The organism is Mycobacterium ostraviense (genome assembly GCF_002705925.1).
Classification (GTDB): domain Bacteria; phylum Actinomycetota; class Actinomycetes; order Mycobacteriales; family Mycobacteriaceae; genus Mycobacterium; species Mycobacterium ostraviense.
The window spans coordinates 1-261 of record NZ_NKRE01000171.1 but is presented as its reverse complement, the minus strand read 5'-3'; the positions used below and the strand labels follow the sequence as shown (position 1 = coordinate 261).

General features: G+C 37.2%; 1 protein-coding gene. It reads left to right on the top strand.

Annotated elements, in window-relative coordinates; translation table 11 throughout:
* Nucleotides 1-261, top strand: a 261-nt coding sequence (locus tag CDN38_RS28530) for a hypothetical protein (RefSeq protein WP_142361423.1), incomplete at both ends; no start/stop codon positions are given.

The following is a 261-nucleotide window of genomic DNA, read 5'->3' as shown; positions in this document are numbered from 1 at the left end:
CTTCTAATACATCAAAAGATAAAGAAGAAAGTACGACAAATCAAACAGATGCTGAGCAACTTAAGTCTGAAACTAACGTTGCATCTAACGAAGCAGATAAATCTGAAGGCAACGTTGATACTGATGTATCGAATAAACCATCAACATCTAAACCGTCAGAAGCAAAAGATAAAGCGACTTCGACTGAGGATAGTAAAAAAGCTGACATGGCAACAGCAGATACAAAAGATAATCAAGCATCAATTGGTGCAACTGCAGATG